The organism is Paenibacillus sp. FSL L8-0641 (assembly GCF_038006265.1).
GTDB lineage: Bacteria > Bacillota > Bacilli > Paenibacillales > Paenibacillaceae > Paenibacillus > Paenibacillus polymyxa_D.
The window spans coordinates 2,154,828-2,170,850 of record NZ_JBBOUW010000001.1 but is presented as its reverse complement, the minus strand read 5'-3'; the positions used below and the strand labels follow the sequence as shown (position 1 = coordinate 2,170,850).

The 16,023-nt window shown below is 45.9% G+C and carries 19 protein-coding genes; 1 reads left to right on the top strand and 18 read right to left on the bottom strand.

What is annotated here, in order from left to right; all coding sequences use genetic code 11:
* Positions 1-292: 292 nt before the first annotated feature.
* The gene (locus MKY16_RS09895) at positions 293-763 is read right to left on the bottom strand and encodes a MarR family winged helix-turn-helix transcriptional regulator (protein ID WP_061831856.1); all 471 of its coding nucleotides are present in this window, start codon (positions 761-763) and stop codon (positions 293-295) included.
* 147 nt (positions 764-910) lie between these two features.
* Between MKY16_RS09895 and MKY16_RS09890 the strand changes: the two genes are divergently transcribed.
* A complete protein-coding gene (locus tag MKY16_RS09890) occupies positions 911-1,339 on the top strand; it encodes an organic hydroperoxide resistance protein (protein WP_340955201.1) in 429 nt (142 codons plus the stop codon).
* 370 nt (positions 1,340-1,709) lie between these two features.
* Here MKY16_RS09890 and MKY16_RS09885 read toward each other — a convergent pair whose 3' ends face one another.
* The 17 genes from MKY16_RS09885 to ftsY all read right to left on the bottom strand — a co-directional run bounded on the left by MKY16_RS09885 (position 1,710) and on the right by ftsY (position 16,009).
* Entirely contained in the window at positions 1,710-3,329 is a 1,620-nt protein-coding gene (locus MKY16_RS09885) for a YifB family Mg chelatase-like AAA ATPase (protein ID WP_445744863.1), read from the bottom strand.
* A gap of 162 nt (positions 3,330-3,491) precedes the next feature.
* Positions 3,492-4,043 (bottom strand): nitroreductase family protein, encoded by a 552-nt coding sequence (locus MKY16_RS09880; RefSeq protein ID WP_029516979.1) that lies wholly within the window; start codon positions 4,041-4,043, stop codon positions 3,492-3,494.
* 155 nt (positions 4,044-4,198) lie between these two features.
* Positions 4,199-4,582: a YraN family protein gene (locus tag MKY16_RS09875; protein WP_039274735.1), complete on the bottom strand. Its 384-nt coding sequence runs from the start codon at positions 4,580-4,582 to the stop codon at positions 4,199-4,201.
* The gene (locus MKY16_RS09870; RefSeq protein ID WP_023988176.1) at positions 4,582-4,881 is read right to left on the bottom strand and encodes an EscU/YscU/HrcU family type III secretion system export apparatus switch protein; all 300 of its coding nucleotides are present in this window, start codon (positions 4,879-4,881) and stop codon (positions 4,582-4,584) included. The genes MKY16_RS09875 and MKY16_RS09870 overlap by 1 nt, the downstream gene beginning before the upstream one ends.
* Positions 4,878-7,004 (bottom strand): DNA ligase, encoded by a 2,127-nt coding sequence (locus MKY16_RS09865; protein WP_340955199.1) that lies wholly within the window; start codon positions 7,002-7,004, stop codon positions 4,878-4,880. The genes MKY16_RS09870 and MKY16_RS09865 overlap by 4 nt, the downstream gene beginning before the upstream one ends.
* Positions 7,005-7,096: 92 nt before the next feature.
* Entirely contained in the window at positions 7,097-7,744 is a 648-nt protein-coding gene (locus MKY16_RS09860; protein WP_081112524.1) for a ribonuclease HII, read from the bottom strand.
* A 209-nt stretch (positions 7,745-7,953) separates the two neighbouring features.
* Entirely contained in the window at positions 7,954-8,814 is an 861-nt protein-coding gene (ylqF, locus tag MKY16_RS09855) for a ribosome biogenesis GTPase YlqF (protein ID WP_029514994.1), read from the bottom strand.
* A gap of 77 nt (positions 8,815-8,891) precedes the next feature.
* A complete protein-coding gene (lepB, locus tag MKY16_RS09850) occupies positions 8,892-9,518 on the bottom strand; it encodes a signal peptidase I (protein WP_025721709.1) in 627 nt (208 codons plus the stop codon).
* Positions 9,519-9,619: 101 nt separating this feature from the next.
* Complete coding sequence (gene rplS, locus MKY16_RS09845) at positions 9,620-9,964, bottom strand: 50S ribosomal protein L19 (protein ID WP_010346403.1); 345 nt, start codon at positions 9,962-9,964, stop codon at positions 9,620-9,622.
* Between the two features lie 224 nt (positions 9,965-10,188).
* Complete coding sequence (trmD, locus tag MKY16_RS09840; RefSeq protein ID WP_340955197.1) at positions 10,189-11,007, bottom strand: tRNA (guanosine(37)-N1)-methyltransferase TrmD; 819 nt, start codon at positions 11,005-11,007, stop codon at positions 10,189-10,191.
* Positions 11,007-11,522, bottom strand: a complete 516-nt coding sequence (gene rimM, locus MKY16_RS09835) for a ribosome maturation factor RimM (RefSeq protein WP_013309864.1) — start codon at positions 11,520-11,522, stop codon at positions 11,007-11,009. The genes trmD and rimM overlap by 1 nt, the downstream gene beginning before the upstream one ends.
* A gap of 98 nt (positions 11,523-11,620) precedes the next feature.
* Positions 11,621-11,851 (bottom strand): KH domain-containing protein, encoded by a 231-nt coding sequence (locus MKY16_RS09830; RefSeq protein ID WP_013309863.1) that lies wholly within the window; start codon positions 11,849-11,851, stop codon positions 11,621-11,623.
* Positions 11,852-11,874: 23 nt separating this feature from the next.
* Positions 11,875-12,147 carry a 30S ribosomal protein S16 gene (rpsP, locus tag MKY16_RS09825; protein WP_013309862.1) on the bottom strand — a complete coding sequence of 91 codons (273 nt, stop codon included), beginning with the start codon at positions 12,145-12,147 and terminating at the stop codon, positions 11,875-11,877.
* A 66-nt stretch (positions 12,148-12,213) separates the two neighbouring features.
* Complete coding sequence (gene ffh, locus MKY16_RS09820) at positions 12,214-13,590, bottom strand: signal recognition particle protein (protein WP_069011393.1); 1,377 nt, start codon at positions 13,588-13,590, stop codon at positions 12,214-12,216.
* A 51-nt stretch (positions 13,591-13,641) separates the two neighbouring features.
* Positions 13,642-14,010, bottom strand: coding sequence for a putative DNA-binding protein (locus tag MKY16_RS09815; protein ID WP_029514999.1), 369 nt, complete (start codon positions 14,008-14,010; stop codon positions 13,642-13,644).
* A gap of 166 nt (positions 14,011-14,176) precedes the next feature.
* Entirely contained in the window at positions 14,177-14,827 is a 651-nt protein-coding gene (trhA, locus tag MKY16_RS09810; protein ID WP_025721713.1) for a PAQR family membrane homeostasis protein TrhA, read from the bottom strand.
* Between the two features lie 165 nt (positions 14,828-14,992).
* Positions 14,993-16,009 carry a signal recognition particle-docking protein FtsY gene (ftsY, locus tag MKY16_RS09805; RefSeq protein WP_025721714.1) on the bottom strand — a complete coding sequence of 339 codons (1,017 nt, stop codon included), beginning with the start codon at positions 16,007-16,009 and terminating at the stop codon, positions 14,993-14,995.
* Positions 16,010-16,023 lie beyond the last annotated feature (14 nt).

Genomic DNA, 16,023 nt, shown 5'->3' with positions numbered 1-16,023 from the left:
GGAAATCTATACTAAACCTACATCATTGTAACATGTTTTTAAAACGCTTTCCTTATAATTTAACCTTATGAATTACAGTATTTTGATATCATTATCATTCCCAAAATCGAATGTTTGGATATTATTGGATATTTCTCTTAATACAAATTCACACAAAAAAAGCACCTCTACAACATGGGATTACCTAATCCACATTAAGAGGCACTTTAATTCTTCAAGCATTATTAGGTATTTTTTCTTTCAGCTGAGAACAACTTATGCCATAAGATTCGCAAGAGCAACTGAAAACACCTTATGATTTTTCAATTTGTACATTAGCTTGATGAACACGATCGAGCAGATCATTGAACTGGAGCAGAAGCGACCCAAATTGATCATGAGTCATACTTGTTTTTTCCTGGATGCATCCTGGTACGGACAGAGCTTTTTCCCGTAATGCGCTTCCCTCTGTCGTCAAAGAAATCAGCACCTTACGCTCATCCTGAGTGGAACGCTTTCGATCGATAAGCCCAGCGTTCTGCAATCTCTTCAATAGCGGAGTTAGTGTGCCGGAGTCCAAATATAGTGCCTCACCCAATTCCTTCACTGTACACTCTTCACGCTCCCAGAGCACGATAAGTACCAAATATTGCGAGTACGTCACACCGAGCTTTTCCAGATAAGGCTGGTATAGCTTCGTAATCTCTCTGGAGCAAGCATATATGGCAAAGCATAACTGATTATCAAGTTTCAACGCTGTACCTTCATTAGGATTGTCTTTCATGCTGTCTGATCACCTACTTTCGTCATTATTTTAGCACATTATATAATAAAATACATGCTAATTGCACAAAATACTTTACAAACAATAATTATTTTGATAAATTAAATTGTGTAAAATATAAATTGAGCGAGAGGCAGTGATTGGATTATGATGACCATTCAACAAAAAATGTATGAAACAACAGTAAAAGCGGTTGGTGGACGTAACGGTTATATCGAGTCTTCTTCCCCTGAACTCCGTTTAGATATTGATACCCCAAAAGAAATGGGCGGCGCAGGCGGTGCAGGTACGAATCCAGAGCAATTGTTCGCAGCAGGCTATTCCGCTTGCTTTGACAGTGCCCTAAATATGGTTGCTCGCATGCAACGTATTAAGCTTGAAGGTACTGAGGTAACAGCTACGGTCCATTTCGGCAAAGTGGAAGACGGAGGCTTCGGAATCGGAGTAAATCTCGACGTACTGGTAAAAGGCGTCGATCATGAAACTGCAGTAAAACTGGTGGAAGGCGCACATGAACAATGTCCATACTCCCGCGCTACCCGCGGTAATATTGAAGTGAAACTGAACGTTTTGTAACTTAGATTTTCTTTAGCATATGTAGGGGACGTCTTCATCTCTCTTCATGGATTCAATAGTTTCGTTAGAATGAATTTCACAACAAGCCCCTCAACCGTTTTTGTCGAGGGGCTATTATCCTTTCAGCTATCCCTTCGTTAAAGACTGTTTGTTTTTTTCCATCAAGTAACATGGGAGATGATGCATAATCGTATATACGAAAATGATATACTCATAGTATAATCACTATTGTCATAATCTTATTTTTCTTCTCCAGGTCTTTTTGCCTGGAGCTTTTTTTTGCTCTTTTTCCACTTTCTATTGTACATACCCCTTGGAAAAACTCTTTCATAAAGATATTGTGTTATAACTACTAAGTTTTATCGCCTTTTTAACTCTCAGGAAAACTGGCATTTGCTCTATCCATATGGCGGTATTGAATAGCTTCAGCCACATGTGAAGTCAAAATTTTTTCTGAGTCATGTAAGTCTGCAATGGTACGCGAAAGCTTGAGAATTCGATCATACGCGCGCATGCTTAAACTGAGTGCGTCCATTGTCTGGTCAAGCAACTCTGCTGCATTTTTTTCTAATACGGCATATTTACGAAGCATCTGACCAGACAGCTCACTATTCCATGAAAAGGGAAGCTTGCTGTATCTGTGGATTTGTATCGCTTGAGCAGCCAGCACCTGCCTTCGCATTTCAGCGGACGACAATGATTCTTTTTCCTCCCGCCAATCCTTCGGTTGCGATACTTCAAGCTGAAGATCGATCCGATCCAGCAGTGGACCAGAAATACGTGAACGGTAGCGGGCTACTGCTGCAGGTGAACAGGTACAGCGCTGATGTTCCGTGTCATTTCCGAAAAAGCCACAGTGACACGGATTTAAAGAGGCAGCAAGTAAGAAATGCGCCGGATACTTAAAAACAGCACGTGAACGACTGATCGTAACATTGTGGTCTTCCAAAGGCTGACGCAGCACTTCTAGTACATGACGGCTAAACTCAGGCAACTCATCCAGAAATAAAATCCCCCGGTGTGCAAGACTGATTTCTCCTGGTTTGGGTATACCTCCCCCACCCACCAAACCAGCAGCAGAGATCGTATGATGAGGCGAACGGAAGGGACGAATATTCATCAGATGAGGCGATGACTCCTTCCACTTCCCGGCAGCGCTGTATACTTTGGTGACTTCAAGCGCCTCCTTTTCAGTCAAAGGCGGAAGGATAGATGGCAATCTGCGGATGAGCATGGTTTTCCCAGCCCCTGGCGGTCCCATAAGCAGGATATTATGCATTCCGGCTGCAGCGATGACTAACGCACGCTTGGCGTGCAGCTGACCCAACACATCGCTGTAATCCTCCATGTTGCTAGTTATCCCTTCTTTTTCACACAACGGTATATGCTCTGCCTGAGGTAAATGGTCATAGGAACAGATCATGACTTGTTTACTGGCAGTACAACTCTGATTTGTTGCTTGGCTATCAACAGTGCCTTGTGCACGATCTTCAATCGGAATAAGATCTTCTAGATGCCGTATAGCGTAAATACGTATACCCGTAATCAGACGAGCCTCGCTTGCATTTTCCTGGGGAAGCAGCACGGAGTTGAATCCTTCTCGCTTGGCCAGATCAACCATGGACAGTACCCCATTCACAGGGCGAATACTGCCATCCAGCGCCAGCTCGCCAATAAACAACGTTCGTTCTCCCGCGGGTAAAACGACCTGTTCACTGGTTGTCAGCAACCCTAAAGCGATAGCAAGGTCAAAAGATGAACCTTCCTTACGCAAATCAGCAGGAGCTAAATTAATCGTGACACGCTGGGACGGATATTTAAAGCCACAGTTTTTGATTGCTGCTCTCACACGCTCTACTGCCTCTCGAATCGCTGAATCTGGCAATCCGATAATTGCGGTCTGAGGCAAGCCATTGGACAAATCAGTCTCAACTTCGATCAGAACGCCATCTATCCCATATAGGCAAGCTCCATGTAATTTTCCATACATATCAAAAAAGCACCTCTCCTCATATTGAAATGTCCCTCTCGGGAATCATTGCCTATATGAAAAAAGGTGCTTCCAAATTTTCATTTATTGCAAATATAATGTTCGTAATTTTAGCTCCGAACATGCTTTCAAAATTCTTGACTAAGTTTATCTAACGAAAGATTATTTGTCAAACAAGGTCAGCTTATCGGCTGCCGGAGTACGTGGCCTTGATTCTGGGATAACGTCAGGATAGCCTGCATATATCATTCCTATTACCTTCTCACCCGGTTGAATTCCCAAGTGCTCACGGAACTTAGGCGAATACAAAAATGGCTTTGTCACCCAAAACGTTCCAATTTCTTTGCTCCATGCGGCAAGCATAAAGTTTTGAACAAGCGCGCTGACTGCTGCAAAATCCTCATCCCAAACCGCTTGACGCGGATCTTCTTCCATCACCACTAAAAGCTGAATCGGGTTGTGCAGAATTCCACTTTCAAACTTGTTGTCTTTACCAATATCGGCTGCAATGGCTTTTGCAAGCCTTTTCCGTCCTTCACCAGCAAACAACAAAAACCGCCACGGCTCACGCATTTTATGATTAGGAGCCCACACAGCGACGTCCAACAGTTCTTTGATCGTTTCTACCGGAATGGAGTCGGATTTAAATCGTTTAATCGTTCGACGTTCCTGAATTACATCTATGACATGTTCACTAAAGGTATGCTTTGTCACGTAAATCCTCCTTCACAGGTACAACTTCTCGATATTCATTTTAAGATGAAAATGATAACTATTCTCAATAAAATATACCTGTAGCTTTCCTTCCTGTCAACCTGCACATTTGAATTCAGTCCCGCACTCTTACCTTCGCAAAAGCTCTTACTCTTTTAAAATGCACCTATTAAATGGTCCGTAACAACTGCCTTTTCGTCAGTTAATTGTACAGAAATCATGTCAAAGCGGATTGGAGCATCTCCAATCCCATTCATATGCAAATATACAGCAGCTGTTTGGCGAACTTGGGCTATTTTACGCGCAGTAACTGATTCTGCTGGCGTTCCATATTTGGAGCTACTACGACTACGTACCTCAATAAACACGAATGTATGCTCCTGCTTGGCAATCAGATCTATTTCACCACTGCGGCATCGCCAATTACGCTCTATGATACGGTAACCCAAGTTTTCTAAAAACAAAGCCGCTGCCTCTTCGCCCATCGCTCCTTTGGCTTTCCGTTGATCCTTGCCTCCAGCCTTCATCTCATTCCTCATCACCAGTCATCCCTTGATGCAAGTCGATCCATTTGATAAATATAGGTAAGCACCTCTGCCACCAACTGATAGAGCTCAGCAGGGATTTGTTCGTCCAAATCAAGTTTGGATAGTACTTCAACCAGCGCAGCGTCCTCCTGTACCGGAACACCATGTTCTTTAGCTTTTTCTAAAATGCTATCCGCAATACGGCCGCTCCCTTTGGCAACGACAATCGGTGCTTCGCTCTCACCAGGCGTATATTTAAGGGCGACCGCCTTCTTTATGGAAGGAGAAGGAGGCTCCAACGGCTCTTTCATATTTTAAGATCGACTCCTTTATACGGCTGAGGTACATAGCTTTGTACTTCAGAAGAGACGAGGCTGTTCTGTTCAGTCCTTATAGGCATGGGCTCGGTACGAAGCGATAGAAGTTGGTATCCTAGTGACTCCAATGCTGTGTGAATGGACTCACGCCCACTGGTTAACAACGATGCCGCCCATTCATGATCATTATGGAGCTTGACACTTACAATCCGATCTACAACCTGGACATCTACCAGGGTCCGTCCAAGCCCCTTCATGTCCAAATCAAACCAAAGACGACAGTTGGAGGCGTCCAGTTCTCCCCGTTTGCCGCGGCGAGACTGAATCTGGATCGTAGCTGTTTCACGACCGTCCGGTCCAACGAACGGTATAAACATGTGTACTTGTGCAAAAGGCGCCGTTCGGTCTGTATTGAGCAGCAACTGCTGACCTGTCAGGTGCTGTACAACCTGCTGAGCCGCCTCTTTCAAAGCGGGCGGCAGGTCGTCACTGCTCATCAGCTGGAGCAGCGCACCTTTTACGGTGGCTGCGTCTGCTGACACTGTGTCGCCTGACGTAGCCGCTAATCCCGGCAGTGTCTGGGGCATTCCCTCTGGCGACTCCATACGTGCCGTCGCCCCTTGCGCGACCTGTGTAGTCGCGCGGTGCACTTGCTGCTCATGCTCTGCACCGAGCAGCTTCAGTACGCGGCCCACCCACGGATCCTCCGTGGGGGTGAGCTGCGGGCTGGATGCCGCAGGCTGTGAAGCAGCGGCATCCGCAGTCCGCGAGGCGCCAGCCGCCGGCTGCGCTACCTCTCCCGTGGACTGGTCTGGTGCAGCCGTGCTCAGTTCGGGTGGCACGGCTGCACGCAGCTCTTGCAGCAGGAGGCGCAGCCGCTGGAGCGGCGCCTCTGGCGCAGTAACGTTGTTCGCCGCGGATGGTAGCGTAGAGCCAGCGGCTTGCTGTGCGGAAGGACGGTCTGCCATGACTGCGTTTAAGGCAGACTTCGTCCCCGTAGGCTCTGCCGTGGCCGGAGTTGGAGCACCATCGGCATCCTTAAGCTGCGTACCTGCCGCAGTAGCTTGCTGTTGTTGCTCCGCTTTGACGCGGGAGCCGTTTAATGCATCAGCAGCGCCCGATTCAGACGCATTGGCACCAGCATCCAATACCACTGTCGCTCCTCGCCCGCTAACTGCTTGCGGTTCTTCTGAAGCAGTCCCGTTGGATGCAAATGCAGTAGATCCCGCCGAAGTATCCGAATCTGTAGCCAAAACACTCGCTTCGCTTACTGTAGCAGCGAGATTGGCTGCCTGAGTCCCTTTTAACAATTCCTTGCCACCTGTGACTTGTTGTCCTGTTTCTGCCTGTTTTGTAGCAGCAGAGGCAGAAGCATCCTTGGACAATGTTAAAGCTTGGCCTTCCTGTCCATCTGCAATCACCACAGAAGAAGTGCCTGTTGGACTAACTGACGTTCGGTCAGTGCTTTTTATTGTGGCTGCTTCCCCTACTGAACGGTCAGTAGGCGTTCCCTGTCCTTGCTGCTTTAACACCGCTTCAAGTTCTTGCTCCAGCGAAGATAACAGATCATTTAAAGGAGGCCCAAACATCGCTTGACGCAATCCGTTTATGCTTTCTGCCGTCAATGGAAGTCCCCGCTGAAAAGCAACTGCCGCCGCCTGCACAAATGTTCCCAACTGTACATTGCCACTTTGCTTCGCCATAGCTTCTCGCAAAGAAGCCGCATTTTCAGATGTCAACGGCACACCATTCTTTTGCATTGCCTGTATAAGCTCTCTGTTCTGAGCTGTATCCGGCAGTCCCACCGATTCCAATACATCTGTCAGCGCTACGGTTTGCTGTGGTGTATTGGCCACATCGTTCAAAGGTTTAAGCACCGTCATTCCGCTGGGGGAAGCCGGTTGAACCTGAAACGTTGTAGTCTGCCCAGGTTGAAGAGGGGTCTCCAGCTTTGCCCTGACCTGAGAACCTTGTATTTGCAACACAGCCTCGCCGCCGTCCTCAGACACCTTTAGCACAACTCCTCGTACGACCTGACCTGGCTGCATATCAAGTTTTTTCGCCTCTCCCGCCTTCACATCTCCAAGTAATCCCCGAAATACAGATCCGATGTTCATATCGCCCCTCCTCTCACTCTCCCCCTACTCAAAAGGGGCTTATGGTATTAGTTATCCTTTATATCGGCATTGTCCCGATTCATAATAAGTAATCACAGATCAAACAGCGTCGGTTGCTCCGTCAACAGATTTCCCAGAAAGCTGCGTCTATGCATCTTTGTAGGTCCTAGCGCCAAAATTTGTTCCCTATGCAACTTGGTAGCGTAACCTTTATGTATACCGATCCCATATTCCGGATACTTCGCATCCCATTCACCTTTGCACAGCCGATCACGGGTTACCTTGGCGATGATAGAGGCCGCCGCAATAGACTGACTGTTCGCATCTCCTTTAATAATAGAGAGCTGAGGAATAGGCACATCTACCTTTTCTGCATCCACCAGTAAATAATCAGGAGACACATGTAAAGCCTCAATAGCCTGCTTCATAGCCAAACGAGCTGCTTGCTTAATATTGATATCATCAATCGTCTGCGCATCTACATAGCCAACTCCTACAGCAATGGCCTTCTCCATAATCAGCTCGTAGTACGCTTCTCTCTTCTTATCCGTCAATTTTTTGGAATCATCCACACCTTCCAGTAACTCACCCACTGGTAAAATGACTGCTGCGGCCACAACATCACCAAACAGACATCCGCGACCTACCTCGTCAATTCCTGCAATCCGCTCACAAGACTGCTCCCAGCATTTTTTTTCATAATGTAGCATGTCCTTCACTACAATCTCTTTATCTTCCATATTCAATACCTGCCCATCTATATGTAGTTTAACGCGTCATTCATGCCGTAGCTCTAGCGATTGAATTCAGCTTACCACAGACCTTCATCGTCCAAAACCCTTTTCTAACTGCCTTCAAATACCAAAAAAACCTTCCTCCTCTCCGGAGAGATGGGGAAGGTTCTTCCTTGCCACAAAGTGCTATGTTCTGTATCGGTGTACCTGTAGAATCAGTAAGGAGCTTCCAGACTGAACCGTCCCAGCTTCCCTGCACGCAGCTCACGCAAAATGATTTTTGACGCCTTTTCAAGATCCACACGTCCGCCGCTAACAATACAGCCGCGTTTACGTCCGATCGCTTCCATGACGTTGACAATTTCATCAGGATTTTCTGTATCTTCAGGACGTTTGGTGAGCTCAAAGCGCTCTGCCATTACATCCCAATAGTACTGGACCAAATATTTAGTCGCAAAAAAAGCAATATCCTCGACATTCAGAATTTCTTCCTTGATCGCACCTGTAACAGCCAGACGATAGCCTACATTCTGATCCTCGAATTTAGGCCATAGAATACCTGGTGTATCCAGCAATTCAATTTCACCGATCTTGATCCACTGCTGTGCCTTCGTTACCCCTGGACGGTCACCCGTAGCTGCAATATTACGTCCCGCCATTCGGTTGATCAGTGTCGATTTACCGACATTCGGAATACCAACAATCAACCCACGCATAGGACGCGGGTTCATTCCCTTCCGAATCTGCCGATCTATCTTTTCCTTAAGCAACAGCTTAGCCTGAATCGGGATTTCTTTTAGCCCCGTTCCAGTTGTGGCATCCACTGGTAAGGCCACATGCCCCTGTTCCTTAAAGTAGGCAATCCATTGCTGTGATACTACGGGGTCCGCCAAATCTGCTTTATTCAATATAATCATTCGCGGCTTGCCTTGCAAAATATCATCAATCATTGGATTTCGGCTGGAGAGCGGCAATCGAGCATCAATCAGCTCAATAACCAAATCAATCAGCTTTAATTTTGCTTCAATTTGGCGGCGCGCTCTGGTCATGTGACCAGGAAACCATTGAATCGTCACCGTCATCACCCCATTGTGCGTAACTCCAACTTTTACCCTTAGGCTCTTAGTTAGGATTACGGCAGCTATTAGTTATTCTAGTGGTTAATCCACTGCATATCTTTCGCCGGCCAGAAAATAACGTCAGCCCGACCCACGACTTCTTTCAAATCAATATATCCGATCATCCGACTGTCTGTACTATTGGAACGGTTATCTCCCATTACAAAAATATGCCCAGCCGGAACTTTTCCATCCTTAAACTTCTCATTTGGAAAATTTGTAAACTTGTTGTAAAGCTCGCCATTTTGATGCGCTTCTTCCAAAGGAGCTTTCAGGTAAGATTCCTGAATCGGCTTGCCATTTACTGTAATTGTGTCACCTTCTACCTTGACCGTATCTCCTTCAACGGCAATGACGCGTTTGATAAAGTCTCTTCCTTCCTCCGGCACATGAAACACGATCACTTCGCCTGGTTTAGGGGCACGGAAATCATACAAAATCTCATTCACAATGACGCGTTCTCCGGTATGAAAGTTAGGCTGCATCGACGGGCCATCCACAATAAACGGCTTAAAGAGAAGCCAGCGGATTAAAAAGACAAGCACTAACGCAATAATGATGGCCTTGAGCCACTCAAAAATCTCATTTTTTGGTTTACGCTTGGGCGTACCATCCTGATCAGTTGGCTGCTGTACAGCTCCTTGTCCTACTTCTTGCTCCATAGCTCACTGTCCTCTCTTTACGGTCAATAATCCACAGTTCCCTATGTACGTAGAAAAAACGAAAGGAGCTTGTAACCAAGCCCCTTTCGTTATTCGTTGTATTAACGACGAATTTCTTTAATTCTCGCTGCTTTACCGCGCAGTTCACGAAGATAATAAAGCTTCGCACGACGCACTTTACCACGGCGAGCCACGTCGATTTTATCGATTTTCGGGGAATGAAGCGGGAAAGTTCTTTCCACACCTACACCGTAAGAAATTTTACGAACTGTAAAAGTCTCACTGATTCCACCACCACGGCGTTTAATTACAACACCTTCAAACAACTGGATACGCTCACGAGTTCCCTCAATAACTTTCACGTGCACTTTCAAAGTGTCACCAGGACGAAAGTTAGGCAAATCTTTACGCAGTTGTTCTTCAGTGATCGCTTGGACGATATTCATCTATGACTCCCTCCTTCCGTACAGGTGTTCATGCTTCTTCTGGAAACACAACCGTTTCCTTCATCATCCACAGAGGACCACCGTATTACACACAACAGATGTATTGTATCATGGAGGATACCGCATTGCAACAACAAAAAGGGATTTGACCAAACATTATTTAATTGACTTTATTATAGAACAGGTCACTGCCTGCTTTCAAATCCACTCATGTTTAAAGCGTTTTAATGCTTGTCTTCCAAAAAGTCAGCTTTGCGTTGCTCCTCAATCCACACGCGCTCCTTGCCTGTCAGTTCAGCTTGTACCAATAGATCCGGTCGGCGTTCCATCGTGCGACGTAACGCCTCTTGTCGTCTCCAAGAATCAATATTGACGTGATGCCCTGACAGGAGTACATCGGGGACTTTCCAGCCCCGAAACTCCGCAGGCCGGGTATAATGGGGGTACTCCAGCAGCCCCGTACTAAACGAGTCCGTTACCGCACTCGTTTCGTTCCCCAGAACTCCTGGTAGCAATCGTGTCACACTGTCAATGACGGTCATGGCTGGAAGCTCACCACCAGTCAATACATAATCTCCGATAGAAAGCTCATCCGTCACCAAGTGCTCTCGAATACGCTCATCATAACCCTCGTAATGCCCACATATAAAAATAAGATGGTCCTCTTTGGCCAGCTCTTCCGCTTTCTTTTGCGTAAAAGTCTCGCCTTGTGGACACATCAAAATGATACGCGGAGATTTTATGTCTGTGTTACGTTCTACCCCTTCAAGTTGGTTAACTTCATCGGCAGTCTCTAATGTTGGTTGCTCTGATTTATCCAACAGCGCTTCCACAGCAGCAAAAATAGGGTCAGGCTTCAAAACCATGCCACCCCCACCGCCATAGGGCGTATCATCCACTTGTCCGTGTTTGTTGCCGGCATACTGACGAAAATTAACCGCTTGCAGTGATACAATTCCCTTATCCCTTGCTTTTCCCAGAATGCTTGCATTAAATACTCCATCAAACATCTCTGGAAACAGGGTCAGCACATCCACCCGCATTACAGCAGACCTTCCATTAACCGTACCGTAACTCGTTTTTCACGCACGTTTACATCCAAAATAACATCTTCTATATACGGCAATAGCAGTTCCTTGCCTTTAGGCATTTTGACTACCCATACGTCATTGGCTCCCGGAGTCAAAATTTCCTTGACCACGCCGAGCTCATTTCCGTCCTCGGTCACCACTTCCATGCCGACTACTTCATGAAAATAGAATTCATTTTCTTCCAATTCGCCTAACCGCTCAGCAGATACCTTCAACAATGTACCTTTATATTTTTCAACTTCATTAATATTGTGATATTCCTTAAATTTAGCGACAACCATATTTTTTTGAAAACGCGCTGTTTCAACAGTTACGGGGATCGGTGCTTTACCTTCAGCCGGAACAATCAAAAGCTCACTGCCTTTTGCAAAGCGATCCTCTGGAAAATCTGTCGTCGTTAATATTTTTAGCTCCCCACGGATTCCATGGGTGTTCACAATTTTTCCGACATTAAACAATTGTTGCATCGTGTTCCTCCTGCTTGTAATCGGTCCCGCTCCATATACATCTTCATCATGTACGAAAAAGGGTTAGGACATACATCCTAACCCACTTTCGTATATCTTTAAGATATGATGTCTACGGTAACCCGTTTATCCATCTTAACGGCTGCTGATGCAACCACAGTGCGAAGCGCCTTGGCGATACGACCCTGCTTACCAATGATCTTGCCTACATCCTCAGGATGTACACTAAGCTCATATACAACAAGCCGATCCTTCTCCAAGGTCTTCACGGTTACATCTTCCGGATGATCGACTAAAGCCTTAGCAATGATTATCACTAATTCTTCCATGGTTGACCCTCCGTATCAGCACCTTATTTCTGTAGTTTAGACTCATGAAACTTTTTCATTACGCCCGCTTTGCTAAGCAAGTTACGGACTGTGTCGGATGCTTGTGCACCATCTTGCAACCATTTCAGCGCTTTATCTTCATCAATTTTTACAACCGCTGGTACTGTGATTGGGTTGTAGTAACCGATTTCTTCGATAAAACGACCGTCACGCGGGGAACGAGAATCAGATACCACGACGCGATAGAAAGGAGCTTTATGTGCACCCATACGTTTCAGACGAATACGAACTGCCACGAAAATTCACCTCCTTCAAAAAGTAGACTGTATATTGTTATCCATAATTCCAAGGGCCTATTGGCCTTAGCGGAAAGGAAACTTCATACCTTTACCCATACTCTTCAACTGCTTCATAGCCTTGTTTTTGCCACCCTTAGGTCCCATCATATCTGAGAACTGCTTCATCATGCGACGCATTTCGTCAAATTGCTTTATCAGACGATTTACCTCAGCCAGTGATGTTCCACTGCCTACAGAAATACGTTTGCGACGGCTATGATTAATCATGTCTGGGTTTTGCTTCTCCTGTGTGGTCATAGAATGAACGATAGCCTCAATTCGGCCCATCTGTTTGTCATCCACTTTGATATCTTTCATTTGCTTCATGTTGCCCATACCGGGAATCATATCAAGAATCTGGTCGATTGGGCCAAGCTTCTTAACTTGATCCATTTGCTCCAGAAAATCTTCGAAAGTAAACTCGGCATTACGCATTTTCCGTTCCATTTCCTTCGCCTTATCGGCGTCGATATTGGACTGCGCTTTTTCAATCAGGGACAACATGTCACCCATACCTAAAATCCGTGAAGCCATCCGTTCAGGATGAAACGGCTCCATCGCATCCAGCTTTTCACCCAATGTAGCAAACTTGATCGGACATCCCGTTACAGCTTTAACCGATAAAGCTGCACCACCACGAGTGTCGCCATCCAGCTTTGTCAGTACAACTCCCGTTAACTCTAGGCTAGTATTAAAGTGCTCCGCAACGTTAACCGCGTCCTGCCCCGTCATGCTATCTACAACCAGTAAAACTTCATCCGGGTTGACGTTGGTATGAATCTGGCGCAACTCTTCCATGAGCTCTTCATCAACATGAAGACGACCGGCAGTATCTATAATAACGTAGTCATTTCCATTATCCTTAGCATGCTGCAAACCCTGTTTTGCGATTTCCACTGGGCTTGTCTGATCTCCCAGAGTAAATACAGGAGTATTAATCTGCTCCCCAAGAACCTGAAGCTGCTTGATCGCGGCTGGTCTATAAATATCACCAGCTACAAGCAATGGGCGATGATTTTGCTTTTGCAGCAATTTCGCCAGTTTACCAGATGTCGTCGTTTTACCTGCGCCCTGGAGACCCACCATCATAATGACCGTAGGCGGTTTGTTTGCTTTGGCAAGCTTGGCCTGACTGCCACCCATCAACTCGGTCAGTTCCTTGTTCACGATGTCGATGATGACCATGCCTGGCGTAAAGCTGTCCATCACTTCCTTACCAACGGATTTCTCCTTTACCTTGGCAATAAAGTCCTTTACAACCTTGAAGTTAACGTCCGCCTCAAGCAAAGCTAATCGTACTTCGCGCATCGCCTGAGCTACATCATCCTCAGACACTTTTCCTTTACCGCGCAGTTTACTGAATACATTTTGCAAGCGAGTCGATAATCCTTCAAATGCCATACTTTCGCACCTCCTTGTCTACCAGGGTTGTTTGTTCTTAATCTATATGTCCTACAGTTCCTGCAGGCGATTTACAATTTGATGGACATGTTGCAGAGTGCCTTCATCGGACTCACTGATTTTACCGAATGCCTCATACAACGTCTTATTTAATTCATCGAGATCTTGGATTCTGCGCTCATACTTACTTAGCAAACCAAGCTTTTCCTCGTACATTTCCAATACCTGTTCAGCACGTTTAATATGTTCATATACTGCCTGACGGCTAATTTGAAATTCCGATGCAATTTCCCCTAAAGAAAAATCATCATGGAAGTAATATTTTAAAAACATCTGTTGCTTCTCTGTAAGCAGAGGTTCATAGAAGTCAAACAGTCGGTTAATCCGGTTTGTCTTTTCCAGCCGATTCTCCTGACTCATCTTGTATACCTCCATCGTCAAGGAAAAACACTTTACAGTTCTTTTCAACGTTCCTTATGATACCTAAAAGAAAAGAAGATGTCAAGCGTTATCCCTTGTCATACAAAAAAAAGCCGATCCACTGTCCTTAAACGGAAGTACGGATCGACTTTTTACCCATTGTTACTTAAACCCTTACCGGAGTAAGATACAGCAGAACAGCCAGAAAATGAAGTATGCTGCCTGCCAGAACAAACAGATGCCAGATCGCATGGTGATATGGAAATGCCCGCCACACATAGAAAATCGTGCCCAACGTATACATAAGGCCACCTACGAACAATAACGTCATCCCTCCGGCGGGAACAGTCGCAACCAGAGGATTCCAGGCAATGGTGATGAGCCAGCCCATCACAATGTAAAACACGGTAGACATAAACAGGAAGCGCTTGGTGAAGAACGCCTTGAACAACACACCGAACAGTGCAATCCCCCAAATCACTCCAAACAGTGTCCATCCCAGAGTACCTCGCAGTGCAACGAGCATAAACGGGGTGTAGCTACCTGCAATAAACAGGTAAATGCAAGAATGATCGAATATTTCGAACAAATCCTTCATTTTTCCTTCACGCAGGCTATGAAGCAACGTTGAATTGGTGTACAACAACAGCATCGTAATCCCGTAAATCGTAAAGCTGACGACATGCCAAGTGGTTCCTTTCATGCTAGCAAAAACAATAAGCAACACAAGCGCTGCCACGCTTAAAACGGCTCCAATTCCATGTGTAATGGCGTTGGCTACTTCTTCCCGTCGGGAGTAGGTATAGGTGTTTGCCATCGGTTTTTCACCCGGCTTCCTGATTTATATTTTACATACAAGATACATTACATATACGACATCGACAGACCTCTTGCTTTCATTATACATCTGGGCAAACTTGAACAGCAACAGGATGGCTACTTAGTTATCCCAAACGTAGCATGAAAGCCCACTTTAAACGTATCAGTTCTGTTCTTCCTCGCCTGTAGCAGTTGCTTCGACCGTCTCTTCCTGAATCAACCCCGCGAACAACGCATGAACGAATTGCTCGGAATCAAACGGTTGAAGATCATTCACTTTTTCACCTAAGCCCACCAGCTTAACAGGCAAATTCAGCTCCTGACGGATGGCCACAACAATCCCGCCCTTCGCTGTACCATCCAACTTCGTTAGTACCAGCCCGGTTACACCGCTTTTCTCACCAAACAGCTTGGCTTGGTTAAGTGCATTTTGTCCAGTCGTCGCATCAAGTACCAACAACACTTCATGAGGAGCATCTGGAATTTCGCGTTGAATCACACGGAAAATTTTGTTCAGTTCCTCCATCAGATTGCTTTTATTCTGAAGACGTCCTGCGGTATCACACAACAAAACATCCACTTGTCGCTGCTTGGCAGCCTGTACGGCATCAAACATAACTGCAGCCGGATCGGAACCGGATTGCTGCTTAATAACCTCTACACCTGCCCGCTCGCCCCATACCTCCAACTGTTCGATCGCACCCGCCCGGAACGTATCTCCGGCAGCCAATAATACTTTTTTCCCCTCTTGTTTAAAACGATGAGCTAACTTGCCAATGGTTGTCGTTTTGCCGACGCCATTGACTCCCACGAATAGAATGACTGTAATTCCGTCAGGACTCATTTTGAGCTGACTGTTGTCATTCCCCCGCAGCAACTCGGACAGCTTTTCCGACAATACAGGCTGTAATTCGGATGCATCCTCAATTTTGCGCTTTTTCACTTCTTCTCGCAGGTCTTCAATGAGGTTCATAACCGTGTTGACGCCTACGTCCGCTCCGATCAGAATTTCTTCCAGTTCCTCATAAAATTCCTCATCAATCTTTTTACGGCGAATCATCAAGTCCGTTACTTTTTCAACAAAACCTTTACGCGTTTTTTCCAAACCATCTTTGAACTGTTTTGTGACCGATTCAGTTTTGTTTGCAATGCTTTCCTTCAATTTCCTAAAGAAACTCATGGATTCCCTCCGTT

Bases quoted from the DNA above. Each gene is read 5' to 3' on its own strand.
- MKY16_RS09895 (WP_061831856.1), bottom strand. From the start codon at position 763: ATGAAAGACAATCCTAATGAAGGTACAGCGTTGAAACTTGATAATCAG.
- MKY16_RS09890 (WP_340955201.1), top strand. From the start codon at position 911: ATGATGACCATTCAACAAAAAATGTATGAAACAACAGTAAAAGCGGTT.
- MKY16_RS09885 (WP_445744863.1), bottom strand. From the start codon at position 3,329: ATGTATGGAAAATTACATGGAGCTTGCCTATATGGGATAGATGGCGTT.
- MKY16_RS09875 (WP_039274735.1), bottom strand. From the start codon at position 4,582: ATGAGGAATGAGATGAAGGCTGGAGGCAAGGATCAACGGAAAGCCAAA.
- MKY16_RS09870 (WP_023988176.1), bottom strand. From the start codon at position 4,881: ATGAAAGAGCCGTTGGAGCCTCCTTCTCCTTCCATAAAGAAGGCGGTC.
- MKY16_RS09865 (WP_340955199.1), bottom strand. From the start codon at position 7,004: ATGAACATCGGATCTGTATTTCGGGGATTACTTGGAGATGTGAAGGCG.
- MKY16_RS09860 (WP_081112524.1), bottom strand. From the start codon at position 7,744: ATGGAAGATAAAGAGATTGTAGTGAAGGACATGCTACATTATGAAAAA.
- lepB (WP_025721709.1), bottom strand. From the start codon at position 9,518: ATGGAGCAAGAAGTAGGACAAGGAGCTGTACAGCAGCCAACTGATCAG.
- rplS (WP_010346403.1), bottom strand. From the start codon at position 9,964: ATGAATATCGTCCAAGCGATCACTGAAGAACAACTGCGTAAAGATTTG.
- trmD (WP_340955197.1), bottom strand. From the start codon at position 11,007: ATGCGGGTGGATGTGCTGACCCTGTTTCCAGAGATGTTTGATGGAGTA.
- rimM (WP_013309864.1), bottom strand. From the start codon at position 11,522: ATGCAACAATTGTTTAATGTCGGAAAAATTGTGAACACCCATGGAATC.
- MKY16_RS09830 (WP_013309863.1), bottom strand. From the start codon at position 11,851: ATGGAAGAATTAGTGATAATCATTGCTAAGGCTTTAGTCGATCATCCG.
- ffh (WP_069011393.1), bottom strand. From the start codon at position 13,590: ATGGCATTTGAAGGATTATCGACTCGCTTGCAAAATGTATTCAGTAAA.
- MKY16_RS09815 (WP_029514999.1), bottom strand. From the start codon at position 14,010: ATGAGTCAGGAGAATCGGCTGGAAAAGACAAACCGGATTAACCGACTG.
- trhA (WP_025721713.1), bottom strand. From the start codon at position 14,827: ATGGCAAACACCTATACCTACTCCCGACGGGAAGAAGTAGCCAACGCC.
- ftsY (WP_025721714.1), bottom strand. From the start codon at position 16,009: ATGAGTTTCTTTAGGAAATTGAAGGAAAGCATTGCAAACAAAACTGAA.